General features: G+C 58.6%; 13 protein-coding genes. 4 read left to right on the top strand and 9 right to left on the bottom strand.

Features of this window, described 5'->3' with window-relative positions; genetic code table 11:
- Positions 1–2: 2 nt before the first annotated feature.
- The 9 genes from ligD to FB593_RS21095 all read right to left on the bottom strand — a co-directional run bounded on the left by ligD (position 3) and on the right by FB593_RS21095 (position 12,021).
- Positions 3–2,495, bottom strand: coding sequence for a DNA ligase D (ligD, locus tag FB593_RS21135; protein WP_145166897.1), 2,493 nt, complete (start codon positions 2,493–2,495; stop codon positions 3–5).
- Between the two features lie 3 nt (positions 2,496–2,498).
- Positions 2,499–3,329, bottom strand: a complete 831-nt coding sequence (locus FB593_RS21130; RefSeq protein WP_112161251.1) for a Ku protein — start codon at positions 3,327–3,329, stop codon at positions 2,499–2,501.
- The gene (locus tag FB593_RS21125) at positions 3,326–3,610 is read right to left on the bottom strand and encodes a hypothetical protein (protein WP_145166896.1); all 285 of its coding nucleotides are present in this window, start codon (positions 3,608–3,610) and stop codon (positions 3,326–3,328) included. Before FB593_RS21125 ends, FB593_RS21130 begins: the two co-directional genes overlap by 4 nt.
- Positions 3,611–3,629: 19 nt before the next feature.
- The gene (locus FB593_RS21120; protein ID WP_013761134.1) at positions 3,630–4,523 is read right to left on the bottom strand and encodes an SDR family oxidoreductase; all 894 of its coding nucleotides are present in this window, start codon (positions 4,521–4,523) and stop codon (positions 3,630–3,632) included.
- A gap of 207 nt (positions 4,524–4,730) precedes the next feature.
- Positions 4,731–7,070 (bottom strand): EAL domain-containing protein, encoded by a 2,340-nt coding sequence (locus tag FB593_RS21115; RefSeq protein ID WP_145166895.1) that lies wholly within the window; start codon positions 7,068–7,070, stop codon positions 4,731–4,733.
- Positions 7,071–7,255: 185 nt separating this feature from the next.
- Positions 7,256–8,359: a hypothetical protein gene (locus FB593_RS21110; protein WP_145166894.1), complete on the bottom strand. Its 1,104-nt coding sequence runs from the start codon at positions 8,357–8,359 to the stop codon at positions 7,256–7,258.
- 245 nt (positions 8,360–8,604) lie between these two features.
- Entirely contained in the window at positions 8,605–10,143 is a 1,539-nt protein-coding gene (locus FB593_RS21105; RefSeq protein WP_370953851.1) for an ABC transporter substrate-binding protein, read from the bottom strand.
- Between the two features lie 116 nt (positions 10,144–10,259).
- Positions 10,260–11,240: a mannonate dehydratase gene (locus FB593_RS21100; RefSeq protein ID WP_013761138.1), complete on the bottom strand. Its 981-nt coding sequence runs from the start codon at positions 11,238–11,240 to the stop codon at positions 10,260–10,262.
- A gap of 67 nt (positions 11,241–11,307) precedes the next feature.
- The gene (locus FB593_RS21095) at positions 11,308–12,021 is read right to left on the bottom strand and encodes a FadR/GntR family transcriptional regulator (RefSeq protein WP_082065900.1); all 714 of its coding nucleotides are present in this window, start codon (positions 12,019–12,021) and stop codon (positions 11,308–11,310) included.
- Between the two features lie 205 nt (positions 12,022–12,226).
- Here FB593_RS21095 and FB593_RS21090 point away from each other — a divergent pair, with 205 nt between their 5' ends.
- Genes FB593_RS21090 through FB593_RS21075 form a run of 4 tightly spaced genes read left to right on the top strand, consistent with a single transcriptional unit; the run spans position 12,227 to position 15,717 of the window.
- Positions 12,227–13,255, top strand: coding sequence for an ABC transporter permease (locus tag FB593_RS21090; RefSeq protein ID WP_065660278.1), 1,029 nt, complete (start codon positions 12,227–12,229; stop codon positions 13,253–13,255).
- Entirely contained in the window at positions 13,252–14,151 is a 900-nt protein-coding gene (locus FB593_RS21085) for an ABC transporter permease (protein WP_013761140.1), read from the top strand. The genes FB593_RS21090 and FB593_RS21085 overlap by 4 nt, the downstream gene beginning before the upstream one ends.
- Positions 14,138–14,983, top strand: a complete 846-nt coding sequence (locus FB593_RS21080) for an ABC transporter ATP-binding protein (RefSeq protein ID WP_025594967.1) — start codon at positions 14,138–14,140, stop codon at positions 14,981–14,983. Before FB593_RS21085 ends, FB593_RS21080 begins: the two co-directional genes overlap by 14 nt.
- Complete coding sequence (locus FB593_RS21075) at positions 14,980–15,717, top strand: ABC transporter ATP-binding protein (RefSeq protein WP_025594968.1); 738 nt, start codon at positions 14,980–14,982, stop codon at positions 15,715–15,717. The genes FB593_RS21080 and FB593_RS21075 overlap by 4 nt, the downstream gene beginning before the upstream one ends.
- The last annotated feature ends 61 nt before the right edge of the window (positions 15,718–15,778 follow it).

Raw genomic sequence — 15,778 nt, 5'->3', positions numbered from 1 at the left:
GCTCATCGGGCCCTTTTCGGCAGGGGTCGCGCGGCAGCGAAAAAGCCGTCCCATGGATCCTTCTTCAAGGCAGAAAGGCGCGCGCCGATATTGCTGACCGTGAAGTGTGCCGGACCTATCTCATCTGAGAGTTCCGCCCATTCGATTGGCGCTGAAATGGCGGCTCCGGGTCGGGCACGTGTCGAATAGGGCGCAACAGCCGTATTGCCCCTGCCATTACGCAGATAGTCGAGGAAGATGCGGCCCTGGCGTTTCGCTTTGGTTGCCACCGCAAGATATTTCTCCGACTCCGCCTTGGCCATGTCATCCGCCATGGTCTTTGCAAAGGCCTTCAAGGCCGGCCATCCCGCTTCCGGTTTCAAAGGTGCCACCACATGCAACCCCTTGCCGCCGGAGGTTTTCACGAAAGCGGCCAGACCGGCATCTTCGAAACGCCGCTTCAGTTCCAGTGCCGCATCGATTACATCCTGCCATGACACGTCCTCGCCGGGGTCTATATCCATGGTGATCATGTCAGGCTTTTCCCAGTTCGCGGTTGTCGCCCCCCATGGGTGAATTTCAAGCGCAGCGGACTGGACCAGGGCCATCATGCCATCGAAATCCGTAATCCTGATCAGCGGTTCCCCGCCCTTGTCCTTCGGATCCTTGATCTGTTCTATCGCCTTGTTCACACCGCGCCAGGCGTGTTTCTGGAAGAAACGCTGCCCATCGATCCCTTCAGGACAACGCAGCAGCGCCAGAGGCCGGTTGACGACAAAGGGGGCCATATAGCGCCAGACCTGGGTGTAATAATCGGCAAGCCCTTCCTTGGTCACGCCATCGTCCGGCCAATAAAGTCGTTCCGGATGGGTGAACTTGATCTTTGACTGCGGCGTCCCTTTTCCCGACACTGCTTTATCCTCGCGTTCGATTTCACCCGCCGGCTTGTCTTCCCGCAAGCCGCGGAATGATGCGTGGCGCAGATTGCCATCTCCGGACCAGGCACGAAACTCCACTTCTACAACCAGTTCCGGCTTGACGTAATGCAGGTCGCGGCGCGCAAGTGCCGTGAGCTTTTCGCCGAAAGGGCTGTCATCGATGCCCAGCGGCTTCAGGCGGCCAAGCAGCATTTCGGCAATGTCAGCGGTATAGCCGGTGCCGACGCGGCCGACATGACGCAGCTTGCCTTCCTCATAAACGCCGAGCGCCAGAGAGCCGATGGCATGGTCCGACGCGGAGGAAAGCGTATAGCCGCCGATGACGAACTCCTGCCGCATCGAGCACTTGGATTTCACCCAGCTACCCTTGCGGCCCGAGACGTATTTGCTGTCCTTGACCTTGGAGATAACGCCCTCGAGGCTGAGGCGGCAGGCATGATCGAGAACAAGCCCGCCACTTTCCTCGAAATGTTCGCTGTAGCGAAGATGCGGGTTGCTGGCGGGCAGCAGCTTTTCCAGTAGCGCCTTGCGATCGGTCAGCGCCGCCCCGCGCAAATCCGTGCCATCCAGATACAGGAGATCGAAGGTATAAAAAACGAAGCGGTCGCTGCGCCCTTCGCTCAAGTCCTGTTGCAAGGCTGAGAAATCCGAGGCGCCGCTGTCCCGTTCCACCACGATTTCGCCGTCGATCATCAGTGTTTCTGCCGGCAGCGACTTGAGCGCTCCCGCCACGGCATCGCCGAACTTTTCGGTCCAGTCCAGTCCGCTACGGGTCAGAAGCTGGAGTTTGCCGTGGTCGATACGGACCTGCAGCCGATAGCCGTCGAACTTGATCTCATGCAGCCAGCGGGAGCCTTCCGGTGGCTTGGGTTTCAGCGTCGCAAGTGCCGGCGGCACAAAGGATGGCAGCGCGTGTTTGCGGGCACCTTTCGGCAGGGCATGCGCCTGTTTTTTGCCCGAGGAAGAACTAACGGTCTTTTTCGATACGGGCTTCGAATTCCAAGTGTCCTTCGGCTTGGCGGCAACTTCTTCAACACTTCGGCCAGTCTTCACCGATTCCGGCCGCTCCTCCAGAATATCGGCGCCGCCATCATGCCTTGCCTCTTCGTCGTCGCCCTTGATCAGCAGCCAGTTTTCACGGCTTTCACCGGGCTTTCCATGCATACGTACAAGATGCCAGCGGCCTTTAAGCTTTTCGCCCTCCAGTTCGAATTCGAGATGGCCTTTGCGGTAGCCTTTCTTGGCGTCGCCAATCGGGCGCCAGACACCCCGATCCCAAAGAATGACAGTGCCGCCGCCATATTGACCTTTCGGGATTACGCCTTCGAAGTCGCCGTAGCTTAGAGGGTGGTCCTCGACATGCACCGCAAGGCGCTTGTCCTCCGGGTCAAGGCTCGGCCCGCGGGTTACCGCCCAGCTTTTGAGGACGCCGTCCATCTCCAGCCGGAAATCGTAATGCAGCCGGCGGGCATCGTGCTTCTGTATGACGAAACTGGATCCCTGCGCATCGACCTTGTCGCCCTTCGGCTCCGGCGTCTTGTCGAAACTGCGCTTGGCGTTATAGCTCTGCAAACCCATGGATCAGCTCGCTTTCCGGGAGGATTTGCGCCCTGCACCAGCGGTAGATTTTCCGCTTTCGCCGTCACCGGCGCTGCGTCGCAAAGCCTCCTTCAGGTCGATGATGTTATCTTGCTTGCGCGGCGGCTGTTTGCTGATTTCCCTGCCCTCGATCTTCGCCTTCACCAGTTCCGCCAGCGCATCATTGTAACGATCGGTATATTCCGCCGGATCGAATGTGCCTGCCCGTTTCCCGATGATGTGACCGGCGAGTTCAAGCATCTCTTCATCGAACTGAATATCGGGAATGGACTTGAAAACGGTGGTTTGCGAGCGAACCTCGTAGCCGAAATTCAAGGTCGTCGCCACGAGCGCCTTGCCGCTTGGACGGATCAACAGCACGCGGTTTCGGCGAAAGAGTACCGCTTCGCCAAGTGCCGAGACCTTCTCGTCGTCCATGGCTTTTGCCAGCAGCGTCAAAGCCTCTTCGCCACCTTCCTGCGTCGGCGCCAGATAATAGGATTTATCGAAATAGAGCTTGTCGATCTCGTCGTGGCTCAGAAAATGCCTGATGCGGATGACCTTGTCGTTTTCTGGCATCAACGTTGCGATCTCATCTCCCTCGATGACGATATGGTCGCCATTGTCGAGTTCATATCCCTTGACCTGATCCTCGCGGTCGACAGCATCGCCGGTATCGCTATCGACATATTGCCTTTCGACGCGATGGCCGGTCTTTCGGTTGACGATGTTGAAGGAGATCTTTTCCGATGAAGTGAGCGCGGAATAGAGACCGATTTCACAGGTGAAATCGCCGAATGTCAGATGACCCTTCCAGCTCGCTCTCCGGTTCATAATGGCCGCCCATGGTCGTCTTGAGAGGATTGGCCTCTGCCCCGGTCCGCAGCAAGGATGCGCTCGATAGCGGGAACGTCCGCATCGGCCAGCACCGGAACAGGGTCGGATGCCATCGCCTCCAGCACCTCCGGCGAAAGCCCGCCATTGCGGATGACCCATTCCATGGCTTCGCGCGTTTGCCGTTCGGCCTTCAGCTGCGCATAAAGCGCCAGTATCAGCCGGTCGCGGACATCGAAGGGCTTCACATCTCTGTCTGAACGTTCTGTCTGTCGTTTCATGTCAAGTCCTCAAAGCCGATCAGGCAACGCCCCGGCCTCCGGTCACACCATAGACCTCGCCATTTATGAAGCTGCCATCCTGCGAAGCCAGCAGCACATAGACCGGTGCCAGTTCCACAGGCTGGCCTGGACGGCCGAAATCGCTGTCCTTGCCGAAATTCCTGACCTTCTCGTCCGGCTGCCCGCCGCTGGGCTGCAAAACCGTCCAGAAGGGACCAGGCGCGACGACATTTGCCCGCACGCCTTTTTCGATAAGCTGTTTGGCGAGCGCTTTCGTATAGGCAACGATGCCGGCTTTCGTAGTGGCATAATCAAGAAGAATGGGAGACGGCTCATAGGCCTGTATAGACGCGGTGGTAATCACCGACGATCCGGGCTCCAGATAAGGAACGGCGGCCTGCGCAATCCAGTGCAGCGCGTAGAGATTGGTCTTCATCGTGCGGTCGAAATCTTCAGTCGACAGCTCGGCGATACCCTCGCGATATTGTTGTCTTGCGGCATTGATCACCAGAATATCGAGGCCGTTGAGATCACCTACCGCTTTTTCAACCAGTTCGCGGCACCATGCCTCATCGGTAATATCTCCGGGTAAGGCGACCGCCACGCGGCCTTCCGCTTCGATAAGTGCTACCACCTCTTCGGCGTCCGATTCTTCCTCCGGCAGATAGGATATCGCGATATCTGCACCCTCTCGCGCAAAGGCAATTGCCACGGCGCGACCGATGCCGGAATCACCGCCGGTTATGAGCGCCTTGCGCCCGGCAAGCTTGCCGCTGCCGCGATAGGTCTTTTCACCATGATCAGGGAAAGGCATCATGTTCGTAACCAGCCCCGGCATTTCCTGAGTCGGCGTTGAAAAGGGCGGGCGCGGATACTGGTTGCGCGGGTCCTGCGGCTCAAGGCGGTCTGTCATTGGTTTCTCCCAGAGATAGAATTCCATCCTTGGTGCGTCTCATGACCAGCGAATTCATCATCGGAAGGTCAGGGCTGTCGTCTGCCGCCGGCTGCGGCGGTGGCGACACGGACGCACCACACACAATCCTAACGATCTGCGTTCGCTCTCGTTCCATTGGCGTAGGAGAATGGAATTACGACGGCATCACGCCGCCGCACTCCTCTTTCAGACGGAATGTTTCTTCCGCTTGCCCGTACTTGCCGCCGCGGCAGGAGCCACATCCGGCCTGCCGAAGAGATAACCCTGCGCCTGCGCGCAACCTTCATCGACAACCATGCGATATTGCGCGTCGGTTTCGATACCCTCCGCCGTCACTGGCAGATCGAGGCTGCGACCGAGGCCGATCACCGCGCGCACGATGGCGCGGGCATTATCATCCTCGCTCATGGCGGCGATGAAGCTGCGGTCGATCTTGATCTTGTCGAAGGGGAAGCTCTGCAAGTTGCTGAGCGATGAATAACCGGTGCCGAAATCATCCATGACGATGGCCACACCCAGCGCCTTCAATTGGTTGAGGATGATCAGCGTCGCCTTGCGGTCCTTCAGCAACGCGGCTTCGGTGATCTCGAGTTCCAGCCGGTTCGGCGAAAGGCCGGACTGCATGAGGACCGTGCAGACGACATGGCCGAGATTTGCGAGCGAAAACTGCAATGGTGAAACATTGACTGCGATTTTCAAGTGCGGCGCCCAGGTGCTCGCCTGGCGGCAGGCCTCGCGCAGCACCCATTCGCCGAGCGAGATGATGATCCCGCTTTCCTCGGCAATCGGAATGAAGACATCCGGAGGTACGACACCCCGTGTCGGATGCTGCCAGCGTACCAGCGCCTCATAACCGACGACCTGACCACATTCGACGGAAAGGACAGGTTGATAGTTCAACACCAATTCGTTGCGGTTGATGGCGAGCCGCAGATCAGTTTCGAGCTGGCGGCGCTCGCGGGCCTCCTGATCCATCAGGGGATCATAAAAGGACAATATTCCGCGCCCACCCATCTTGGCGCGGTAAAGCGCCAGATCAGCGGCGTGCAAGATGCTTTCGTTGCTGTTCCCGTCCCGCGGAAAGACGGCGATGCCGATGCTGACGCCGACAGCGGTCGGATCGTTGGCCGCATTCATTTTCAACCCGAACATGGCAAGGATTGTCTCGGCAAGCAGACGTGCCTCCTCCGATTTGGTGTGCCGGGCAGTCAGGATAACGAATTCATCGCCCCCGAGACGGGCGACGATATCTCCCGGCCTTGCGCATTCATCGAGGATGGTCGCAACTTTTTTCAGCACCCGGTCGCCCTCGGCATGGCCGAAAATGTCGTTGACCGCCTTGAACCGGTCGAGATCGAGCGCCAGCAAGGCAAACTCATCCTCCGCGTCGCAATGTTCGATCTGCTGGTGCAGCCGCGTCTGGAACATGGTGCGGTTCGAAAGGCCGGTCAGCACATCGTGGCGGGCCAGATATTCGATCTCCCTTTGCGCCTCCCGCTTTTCCGTCAGGTCGCGGATGGCCAACACTTCGCAAGGATGGCCGCGATACTCGATGGTGCGCACGGCAAGCTCGAACACTTGCGGCCGGTCGCTGCGTTCGCGGATTGCCTCAACCGGCGCGAGGCGCGGCAGATAGGTGGGCTGTCCGTCCATGGCCTTAAAGAGATCATCTGGATTTTTACCCATCAGCGATGCCTCATCGCTGCCGACAAGCCCGGCAAAACGGGTATTCAGCTCAACAATGCGGCCATCACGGACCACGGCAAGACCATCCAGCGTCGCATCCACAAGCCCCTTGAGATCGACAAGGTAACGGTCAACGAGAGCGGCGGTGGCAGTGGCTGCGAGGACCAGGAAAGTCACGCCCGAAACGGCAGCAATCATGATCACTCTGGCGAGATTGTCGGGATCCGGGCCAGCGACGGACGGATCCGGCGACAGGATCGTGGCCGACATGGCGGTGAAATGCAAAGCGCAGATTGCCAAGATCGAACATCCGGCCGGAATGACGATGCGTTTCCATGTGGCGGAACGAAGGAACAGGAAAAAGGCCAGCAGAAAAAATACCCAGGCAACGGCAAAGCCACCCAAAACGGGGCCCCAGCGATAGCTGATCGTGGCGGCCACATCCATGCCCGCCATGCCGACGAAATGCATGACGGCAACCGAAAGGGTAACCAGCGTTCCGACGATAACGGGACTGTAGCTCGCCTTCGAGCGCGCCCTGAGCGCCAGCCAGAACCCCAGAACGGCCAGAACCGCCGACAGCGCCGTGAACTGGAAATCAAAGCCGATCGGGACTGAACCCTTATAAGCAAGCATGGCAACGAAATGCGTGGCCCAGACGCTGAGCCCCGCTGCAAAGGCGGCAACCAGCACCCAGTAAGGCTTGCGGCCAGCCGGGCTTTCTTCCGCACGCAACAACAAATGGAAAAAAGCATGCATGCCAAGCAGGCAAATAACCGCTGCAAGCAGCACGATCGCATGATCGTGTTGTACCGCAACGCATTCCAGAACCGTGAACATGATGCACTCTCCCAGCCTCGAGAACCGCCCACGATCGCACTATGGAGTTGGTTTATTTATAAATCTCTAATGCAACTTTGGATAATTGATCGATCTCATCGACAAAGAGCCAGGAGACGCCAGGCCGACGCGCCAGCCCACAAAGCTCTTGCGACCGGCCCAATAAACGCCAAGAGGGAAAGCCTTTATTTCCAGCTTCGAAAATCGTCCCCGGCACAACCGAAAGGTGCCGGACCATCAGCAAAACGCTCCTGCAGACGCGCGCAGCCCCACTCGTTGAGCGCCGCGGGCATCATGTTGTTGAGGTCCATGCCCGGAGAGTTGAATTGCGAAGGCGCGCTGGTGACGTACCACAGCCAGTACCCCAAGGTTGCAACGACGATAAAGGCTAAAATTGCAACGAACGTTGCCAGCCGTCGCGCAAGGCTTGGGGCCTTTGTCACCGCCGCGCCGGGGGCGGATACGCCCTCCTGCCCACGGTTCGCAAGCACCGGTTCGAGCGAAGCAAGTGCTTCCGCTCTTTCCTGTTCCGATAGGTCAATTCGCTCCAGCTGATCGTCAAGCAGCACAGGCAGCGGGGTTTCACCGTGCCAGACCGCCAGTGCGACATCGTGTTTGCCGGTGTGGCCGACGACGACCGGGATTCGCCCTCTTTCCAGGTAGGTAAAGGATTGCCTCTTCGTCTTCCCTTCCCTGACCGTATCGGCATAGGTCACGAAGAGACGGCTGCGTTTTTCGGCGACCGCCGTCAGCGCCACCGGAATAACAGTCAATGGCGCCGGCTGCCGCAGACGCAGACGAGCCCGCAAGGTGCGGATAAGTGTAAGCAGCAGTGCGAAACAGCCGAAACCGAGCAGGGCAACGAACACGCCCAGGGTTATGATCCGGTTCCAGAGCATATCGAGGCCAAGTGAAATCGTTGCAAGTTCGGGATTCTTCGCCGAAATGACCAGACCGGTTTCATAGTCGCCGGAATGGAAATCGACGAACATGACCTCGACATCCTTCTTGTAGCTCACACCGCCATGGTCGTAGGAAAGCTCCGCTTCGCAATTCGTGAAGATCGCCTTGCGGGTCTTGCAACTGCCATTGATGTCGCCGCTTTCGATCTCCAGCGGGTCGCGGCTGATCTGATAGTCGCGCAACACACCCGGGCCTTCGGCCACGAGCAGGACGACTGTAATCACCAGCAGCACGGGAATGGAGAAATAATAGGCCGCCGGTACCGAAATGACACCGCGCTTCAAACGGAGCGGCCTTGCGGGAAGTTTTATTTGTGGGAAGCTCATGGTGCCAACGCATTTAGTGGAATGTGAGCGAGCGGGGTTTGGGAATCCCGCTCTGGGAAAGGGTCGATCGCTGCACGGTCTAACCCGCTAAAGCCATCGCGAAAACCCCAAGAATTCAAGGATGCGGGCGTAATAGTTCGCACGGCGGCCCTGTCTTAATTGGCCAGCAAGCAGTCGGGGGCCCCACAAAAAAACGGGCGGTAAATTCACCGCCCGTCACATGTTTTCCGTCTAGTGGTTTGCAGTCACTGCTTCGTCACGTTTTCCAGTCGCGTCGTCTGGCTTGGGTGACCGACATAATCCTTGACGCGCGACGTCAAAACGATCGGCTCGTATCTCTCGAAGAGAGGCAGAACGGCTGGCTTCTGCGCGACGAACATTTCCTGCATCTGGGTGTAGATTTCCCCACGTTTCTTGGCATCGGGCTCAAGGGAAGCCTTTGCGGTCAGAGCCGTCAGTTCCGGAATGTCCCAGGCAGAGCGCCAGACGAAATTGCCGGCATTGTTGGCAGCAAGCGAGTTGTCCGGGTTACTGGAGAACTGCTCCATCGAGCCGAGGACGTTGGGCATATATGCGCCCGTCTGCGGAATGAGCAGATCGAAGTCCCGCGCACGGTGAGCGGCAATCACATCCGAACCGTTACCCTGCTGAATGTTCACCTTGATACCGACCTGGCTGAGCGATGCCTGGATGGCCGTAGCAAGATCGATGCGCGGCGTTTGGGCAATTGTCTTCAGATTGAGCGTGAAGCCATTCTCATAACCGGCTTCCTTCAGAAGAGATTTCGCTTTTTCGACATCAAGCTTCCAGTCGGGGCTTGGAATGGCATATTCGAAATTCTCCGGAACCGGCACCGTGCGCGCCCTGCCATAGGGGCCCATGATGGTCTTTTCCATTCCCTTGTAGTCGATGCCGTAAGCAATTGCTTCGCGAACCTTGGGGTTGGAAAGAGGCTCCTTGCCTGCATTCATGGACAGGACGTAGAAACCACCCGTCGGCACGCGCTGGATCTGAAAACCTTCCTTGTTGTTGAAGGTCGCAAGGTCGGATGCCGTCAGCGCGCTGGCAATGTCGATGTCGCCTCGCTCCAGCATCAGGCGCTCCACCTGGCTTTCCGGTACATGCCGCACGATCACGCGACGCATTTTCGGGCTGCCGGCCACATAGTCCTTGTTGGCCTCAAGAATGATGATTTCGTTCGGCGACCAGCGATTGAGGGTGAAGGGTCCTGAACCGGCGGAATTTGTTCTCAGCCACGCATTGCCCCAGTCGCCATCAACTTCATGGGACTTGAGCTCCTTGCTGTCGACAACGCTGGCAATGACCATCGCCAGACGATAGAGCAGCAGTTCGGATGTCGTTTGCCCTGACAGTTCGATGCGGACCGTCTTTTCGTCCGGGGCGCTCACCAGCTTGTCGACATTTTCCGCGTTGTAACCGACGCGCTTGAGGTTGGCGGCCGCCGCCTGATTCATCTTCAAAAGGCGGCTGAACGAATAAACCACATCTGCGGAGGTAACGGGATTGCCCGACGCAAAGTTGGCGGCGCGAAGATGAAACGTGATGCCCTTGTCATCTGTCTCCCAGCGCTCCGCCAGCTGCGGCGAAACCTTTCCCGAGCCATCAACCGAGATCAGCCGATCGTAAAGATTGGCCATGATTTCGTTGGCTTTCGCTTCGGTAGCCTGATGGGGGTCTAGCGACAGCACCTGGGCAAGCGACGTCCCGACGACGAGCTGGTCGTTGGGGGTCTTGGCCGCCACCGGCGACGCCTGCACCAGCATGGCGCCCAGAACGGTGGTGAATGCGAGACGGATCATTGATTTTTTCATACCTGCTCCTCCTACAGATCGGTAATTGCAAGCCGGCAGCGCCACGTGCGCCAACCGGCCTGAAACAGTCAAAGATGGTTGTTATTAAGCGCCTCGATGAGCGCGGCGATGTAGCCGTAGCAAAACGCAAAGGCGACACCGACGGGATCGCGGCCCGCAATCGTCGGCACATGATCGGGCATGATCATGTAGCGATAGCCGAGTTCATGGTAGAGCTTCAGCGAACGGACCATGTCCATGTCACCCTCGTCGGGAAACGTTTCCATGAACGACAGCTTGCCGCCGCTGATGTTGCGGAAATGGACATTGAATATCTTGTCACGGCTGCCAAACCAGCGGATGATCTCGTCGATCTCCTCGCGCGGATTGTCGAGCATCTCGCCGATCGATCCCTGGCAGAAATTCAGGCCATGATAGGGGCTTTCCCGCATCTGCACGAACTTCTTCAGACCCTCGACGGTGCCGAGCACCCGGGTGACACCCTTGTAGCCGGGCGGGGTGTAGGGGTCATGCGGATGGCAGGCGAGCCGGACCTTGTTGCTTTCAGCAACCGGCACCACGCGTTCGAGGAAATAGTCGATGCGTTCCCAGTTTTCGTCCTCGGATAGAACACCGGCAAGGCCCGGAGCCGCATCATGGTCCGCCTTGTCCCATCGCCAGGCTTCATTGAGCGAACCACCACGCCCACGCTCCATTTCAGTGCGCGGGATGCCGATGAGATTGAGGTTGTATTTCGCCGCCGGGATGCCGGCCCTGGCGATATCCTCAATCATTCTGCAGACGGCATCGATCTGCCGGTCGCGTTCTGGCCCGGCAAGCAGGATATCGGGAAACGATGCCTGTTCGATCGGCCTTGATGGCAACGGCAATTGCACCATGTCGAGCACGAGGCCAAAGCTCTCGACCTTGTCACGGTGGCGCTCAAAATCCTCAAAGGTCCAGCTTGCGGGTGCACCAGGCGGATCGGCGTTGATATTCTTGACGCCAAGCTGCGCCCAAACCTTGAAATCCTCGTCATCGCGCGCTGTCACCTGGGTGCCGACATACATCGATTCTCTCCTCACTCCATGCTAGTCATCATATGACATCGCACGAAATAAGATGAGTGTCGAGATGCTATTGCGCCTCGGAAAGCAACCTGTAGCGACGCTGGCTCGCAAGCATATGATCGCGCATGGCTTTCCGCGCGGCATCCGGATCCTGCTCTACGATGGCGCGCAGGATTGCCTCGTGCTCGGCCTGCACTTTGCGCAGATAATCCGCGTTGCCCGTCTCCGGCAGGGTTGGAAACTGACCGCGCGGTATCGAGCGTGACCCGAACTGGCGCAGTGCCTCGAGATAGAACCGGTTGTTGGTCGCTATCGCAATGGCCGTGTGAAACTCGTAATCGGCACTGACGGTGCTTTCGCCCGCATCGATGGCCCGGCCCATTTTCCGATGGGCTGCGGAAATCGCCGCTTCCTGCTGGGCTGTGCGGCGATAGGCGGCAATTGCCGCTGCTTCGCCTTCGGTTGCGAGCCGAAACTCAAGCATTTCCAGCGTTTCTGCAATTGTGCCAACTTCGGATTGCGTCAGCTTCACACCCGCCCACTCGCTGACATTGCTGACGAACACGCCCTTGCCGTGGATGGGAATGACATAGCCGGAAGAGCGCAGATCCGCGATCGCCTCGCGAACCACTGTGCGGCTCACGCCGTAGGTGCGCTCAAGCTGCGGTTCCGTGGGAAGCTGATCGCCGTTCTTCAGTTTTCCACTGCGAATTTCTGCACTGAGATTATCGATGATCTGTTGTGCCCGCCGCTCTCGCGGCTTTTCCCTATCGCCCATCATGCCACTCTTCCCTCTTGCAGAAAACGAATCCCTTCGTTACTCATATGATGACGTGGCGTTACGTCATATGTTTTCATGTTAGCTCAGGGAGGAGTTGGGATGAAGTACCATCAAAAGTTTTTGCAGGGTAGAATTGCTCGTCTGCGGCGAGCCGTTCAAAAAGTGGCATCGCTGACAGCGTTTTCTCGTGGAAGTGCGATTTGCGATGACTGAAATTTCATTGCGCGGGCTTGGACATCGCTTCCTGCAACTTGTCGTCAGCCTCTTCATCCTGCTCTGCATCACCTTCATCATTGGCCGGGTGATGCCGACCGATCCGGTCGGGGCAATCGTCGGTGAGCTTGCAGATCCTAAAGCCTATGAAGCCATGCGGGCTCGGCTTGGGCTTGATCTCCCTCTCTACCAGCAGTTTTTCATCTATCTCCGCGGCCTGCTGCACGGCGATTTCGGTATAGCTATTCTGACCGGAAACCCGGTAACGCGGGACCTGGCGCAAGCCTTCCCGGCGACGCTTGAGCTTGCAACGCTGGCAATCATCATCTCCACCGTCATCGGCGTCCCGCTCGGTCTCTCCGCGGCCCTGTTTCGCGACACGTTCATCGACAAGTTCGCACGTGTCTTTGCGCTGGTGGGGCATTCGATACCCGTATTCTGGTTCGGTATCGTCGGGCTCGTGATTTTTTATGCGAATCTCAACCTTGTCGCCGGGCCCGGTCGCGTGGACGTCTTTTACGAAGGCCTCGTGGAGCCGAGAACAGGGCTGATGCTGGTCGACACTCTTCTCGCAGGTGAGACAGAGATTTTCTGGAATGCGCTCGCGCATATCATGCTGCCGGCGATCATCCTTGCCTATATGGCAATGGCCTATATTACCCGCATGACACGCGCCTTCACGCTCGAACAGCTCAGCCAGGATTATGTGATCGCGGCGCGTGCGAAAGGCGTCAGCCCGGCGCGCACCGTAACCCGCCATGTACTGCCGAATATCGCGGTGCAGCTGATCACCGTTCTCGCCATCTCCTATGGCAACCTGCTGGAAGGCGCCGTTGTGACCGAAATCGTCTTTTCCTGGCCCGGCATCGGACAATACATGACGAATGCACTGCTTATCGGTGACATGAATGCGATCCTCGCAGCCACGATCGTCATCGGCTTCATCTTCATGATGCTCAACTTCCTCGCAGACGTGGCCTACACCACGCTTGACCCGCGGACACGGGAGGTCGCTCGATGACCGATATAACTCAGAACACTCCCGTGCGGAGCCGCAGCGCATTGTCTCGGATATCCACAACGACGGCGCGGACGCTGCGGAAGCTTGGCGACGAGCCTCTTGGAATGTTTGGCTTTGCCATTCTCGCCATTCTGGTCGTAGTTGCCATTTTCGCTCCCCTGATTGCGCCATATGATCCGGTGCGCCAGGTGCTCGACAATGCGCTTCAGCCTCCCAGCTGGGCGCATCTGGCGGGAACCGACGAATTTGGCCGCGACATTTTCAGCCGCCTCGTCTATGGCACCCGCATCACGATCCAGACCGTTTTGTCGGTCTCAGTCATCGTCGGCCCTATCGGCCTTGCAATCGGTGTCATGGCCGGTTTCTTCGGCGGCAGAACCGACGCCATTCTGATGCGCGCGACCGATATTGTCCTTTCCTTCCCTTCGCTCGTTCTGGCACTTGCCTTTGCTGCTGCAATGGGAGCCGGTCTCGGCACCGCAATCATCGCGATCTCGCTGACCGCCTGGCCGCCCATCGCGCGTCTGGCGCGTGCCGAAGCGCTGGTCGTGCGCAACACCGACTATGTTGCGGCCGCACGCCTCTATGGGGCCTCGCCGATGCGCATCCTGTTTCTTTATATCGCGCCGATGTGCATTCCTTCGGTCATCGTCAGACTGACATTGAATATGGCCGGTATCATCCTGACGGCCGCCTCGCTTGGCTTCCTCGGTCTTGGCGCGCAGCCGCCGCTTCCCGAATGGGGGGCGATGATTTCCAGCGGCCGTAAATTCATGCTCGATTACTGGTGGGTCGCCGTCATGCCCGGCATCGCGATCCTTTTGACGAGTCTTGCCTTCAACATCGCTGGCGATACGCTGCGCGACCTACTGGATCCGCGTCATGCCCGTTCCTGATAGCTCTCCCATTCTTTCGGTCCGCGATCTTAACGTTCGCTTTGGCCGCAACGCCATCCCCGCCGTCTCCAATGTCAACTTCGACGTCGGACGCGAGCGTGTCGGTATCGTCGGCGAATCCGGGTCCGGAAAGTCCACGACCGGTCGTGCCGCCATGCGCCTTCTGCCCAAGAGCGCCACGGTGACGGCAGAACGGATGGATTTCCTCTCCGAACCGCTGCTTGAAAAATCCGAGCGCCAGATGGGTGCGATCCGCGGCAGCGAGATGGCGCTCATCATGCAGGATCCGCGTTATTCCCTCAATCCGGTCCTGCCGATCGGAAAGCAGGTGGCGGAAGCGGCCGAGCTGCATCTGGCCCTCAAAGGCAAGGCCGCCAGAAATGCCGCGCGCGACATGCTGCTGCGCGTGCGCATCAACGATCCTGACCGCGTGATGGGGCTTTATCCCCACCAGATCTCAGGCGGCATGGGACAGCGCGTGATGATCGCCATGATGCTGCTTGCCAAACCCAAGCTGGTCATCGCCGACGAACCGACCTCAGCACTCGATGTCAGCGTGCGCAAGGATGTCCTTCTGCTTCTGGACGAGATGGTGCGCGAAAACAATTCGGGCCTCATCCTCATCAGTCACGATATCCGCATGGTCGCGGCCTTTTGCGAACGCGTGCTGGTCATGTACGGCGGACGCGTCGTGGAGACGCTTTCCAAGCTCGAAGATGCGCAACACCCCTACACACGGGGCCTGATCGCGGCCATGCCCGATCCCCGCAATCCGGTCCGGCGCCTCAAGGTGCTGGATCGCCAGGCAATCGATGCGGAGGTGATGCGATGATCACGGTAGACAAGCTGGATGTCGTCTACGGCACGAAGGAAAACCGCAATCATGTCGTGCGCGACGTCAGCTTTCGGGTCAACCGAGGCGAGACACTCGGCATCGTTGGCGAAAGCGGTTGCGGCAAGTCGACATTGCTGCGGTCGCTTGCCGGCCTGGAATCCGGCTGGACCGGATCGATCTCTTTCGAAGGCAAGCCTGTGGGCAAAGTCCGTAGCCGCGACGAGCTGAAGCTGGCGCAGATGGTGTTCCAGGACCCCTATGGTTCCCTGCACCCACGCCACCGCATCGGCCGGGCTCTTGCCGAACCGATCCGCTCCATGGGGCTTGGTGACGGCTGGTCGAAGGTTCCGGCCGCGCTGCAGCAGGTTGGCCTGCCCGCGCATTTTGCCGAGCGCTTCCCGCACGAACTGTCCGGAGGCCAGCGTCAGCGTGTTGCGATCGCCCGCGCGCTTATCCTCGAGCCGCCGATCCTGCTTCTCGACGAGCCGACATCCGCTCTCGACGTCTCCATTCAGGCGGAAATCCTGAACCTGCTGGCCGATCAGCGCGACGAGCAGAACCTCACATTCGTTCTCGTCAGCCACGACCTGTCGGTTATAGCCCATATGTGCGACCGCGTTCTGGTCATGCAGAATGGTGTTTTTGTCGATGAGTTGACCAAGGCCGATCTTGAAGCGGGCATCACCCACGCGGCCTATTCAGGCGAACTCTTCGAAAGCAGCTTTCTTTGAAAGCCGTCATGGGGTGAGCCATTGGAACAGCTGGACTGCGAGGTTTTCCCTGGCAGTCCAG

Origin of the sequence: Rhizobium sp. SJZ105, from assembly GCF_007828365.1 — a bacterium.
GTDB lineage: Bacteria > Pseudomonadota > Alphaproteobacteria > Rhizobiales > Rhizobiaceae > Agrobacterium > Agrobacterium tumefaciens.
The sequence above is the reverse complement of the archived record's forward strand: the minus strand, read 5'-3'. Positions and strand labels throughout refer to the sequence as shown.